Origin of the sequence: Janthinobacterium sp. Ant5-2-1, assembly GCF_001445815.1 — a bacterium.
Classification (GTDB): domain Bacteria; phylum Pseudomonadota; class Gammaproteobacteria; order Burkholderiales; family Burkholderiaceae_D; genus Janthinobacterium; species Janthinobacterium lividum_E.
In genome coordinates this window covers 1-2,400 of sequence record NZ_LNCE01000142.1, presented here as the reverse complement: position 1 = coordinate 2,400, position 2,400 = coordinate 1, and the positions used below count along the sequence as shown (strand labels likewise).

Below are 2,400 nucleotides of genomic sequence, written 5' to 3'. Positions count from 1 at the left end.
AGCCGCGCGCCATCTTCGACTTTGTCAAGCCGGGCATCGCCGGTGCGGCGCAACGGCGCAAGCTGGGCCGCATGGTGTTTGCGCAGAACGCGCCGAAGTTCGTCAAGGCGATCGAAGAGCGTGTGCACGACTTGCAATCGCAGGGCAAGACGGGCGTCACCATCCACGTCGTCTGCGGCTTGGCCGGCGGCACGGGCAGCGGTTCGGTGGTCGATGCGGTGGCGCAAATTCGCCACCAGTTGCCCGAGCATGACAAATACCGCATCCTGATCTACGCTTTCCTGCCAGAGAAAAACTCCAAGCGCGTCAAGGATGTGGCCGGCTTCTCGAACTACTACGCGAATGGCTATGCGGCCCTGGCCGAACTCAATGCGATGGCCGTCGGCAAATACCATCCGATCAACTTGCTCGATGGCACGCCGATGGCGCATGACGTATATTTCAACGGCTGCTACCTGATCAACAACATCAATGAGCATGGTATCCAGTTCGAAGTCGAATCGGAATTGCCCACCATCGTGGCCGAATTCATCTACCAGAAGACCCTGAACAAGGCATGGGAAGGCTTGCACCGGGCCGAGAAGGGCGAAAACGACATCATCAATTTCGAGACGGAAGACGATGTGGGCAAGGCACGCGCCAAGCTGTTCCTCTCGTTCGGTATCAAGCGCGTGGTCGTGCCGGAACAGGAAATCAAGGAATTTCTCGCGTATGGCTTCGCCGAGCAGGCCAGCCGTCAGTTGATGTTCAACAATTTCCGCCAGGGCGAAGGCTATGCAGACGAAGCGCTGGAAAAAGACTGGGGCTCGGAAGTGCGCAAGGCGGAGGTGTTGCAAAGCCTGCTGCTGACGGATGCCCACCTGATGCTTGATACTGGCATCCTCGACGACGACGTCAAGAACAGCAACTGGAAGCCGCCGCAGGAATACTGGAAACAGATCGTCAACCGCCTGGCGCCGGAAATCAAGGCGGACAAGCTGATCGAGGAGACCAGTTGGATCGACGTGCTCAACACGCGCCTGGCCAAGGTGTTCGACGATACCTACCGCACCATGGGGGGCGTACGCAAATTCTACGAAGTCAAGGGCAATGCACGCCTGGACATGGCGCGCCATATCGGCCGCCATATCGAGAAAGAGCTGTTCGGACGCTGGAAGTCAGGAACGGCTTCGCTGTTGCAGTTGCGCCATTACACAGATGCCCTGGTGCTGGCGCTCGATGAAAAACAGGATATCGTCCTCGAGCGCATCGCCAAGATGCCGGCAGTCTTGCAGGGCATCCAGCAGCGCAATACGGAATTGTCGGCGCAATTCAACAAGGTGGGCTTCCTCGGCAAGCACCTGACGGACAAGCGCGGCGGCCTGTTTGCCGATATTGCTACCCAGCACCAGGACTTGTATGTCGCGCGCACCACGCTGGAGGGCTTGCGCTTTGCCAGTGCTTTGATGCCTTTCGTCAAGGAACAACTATTGACCTTGCGCAGCAAGATCGATGAGCTGCATCAGAACTTGGCCGTCGCAACCGACCAGTTCAACCGTGAAAAGGCGGCCCGCCTGGGCGAAGCCGATGCAGCCTACCAGAAGCGTATCTTTGACATGGGCGCCATCACGGCCATCCTCAAGGCCATGGTCAGCGACGAGGTCAGCCAGGCAGCGCGCACGCAGCGCGTACGCCAGTCGCTGATCAACCTGGCAGGGGTCGAAGTCGAGTCGTTTGAAAAGCTCAACCGCAGCATTTCGCTGGGCAGCATCATCGGCACGCTGTCGCAGGAATCGGCGCGCATCGTGGAACTGGCGCATGGCGAGATCGCCAAGAACTTGCCGCCTGTGTTGCATGTCAATATAGTCGAGCGTCTGCAGAAGCAGTACGACGCCAACAAGAGCGGCCTGAAGCAGTTCGTGCAAAGCCTGTACGACGAGGCGGGCAGCACCCTGGTCTTCAACAAGACCGAGGTCGATCGCAAGGTGGGCAATGCCTCACCGGGCGTGTATGAAACCGTGGGCGTGTTCCTGCCCGCCTGCGAGCATCAGAAGGCTTTCCGTGCGGATCTGGAAAACGAATTCAAGTCGCAGCGCGATTCGGCTTCGAGCACCACCATCAGCATTGGCCAGATGCCGAATCAGATCGTCATCATGAAGGTGACGGCACTGATGCCGCTGCGTTACACGGAATCGTTGACCTACCTCAAACGCCACTATGACGGCTTGTTGACGGATCATAACGAATCGTATCTGTTGCACGGCGAAGGCAATGGCAAGAAACTGCCGCCCCTGTTTGCCCGTACGGCGAACGAGACCATGGCACGCGGCATGCGGAAGCCAACCTTGTTGGTGGCTAATTTGTTGCAGATGATCAAGCAGCGCCCGAACCGCCAGTCCGGCCTGCCGGAATGGGTCTTTA

At 58.4% G+C, this 2,400-nt stretch carries 1 protein-coding gene; it reads left to right on the top strand.

Annotated features, from left to right (window positions below):
- A partial coding sequence (locus tag ASN89_RS26620; RefSeq protein ID WP_058051340.1) for a tubulin-like doman-containing protein occupies positions 1–2,400 on the top strand: 2,400 nt, incomplete at both ends.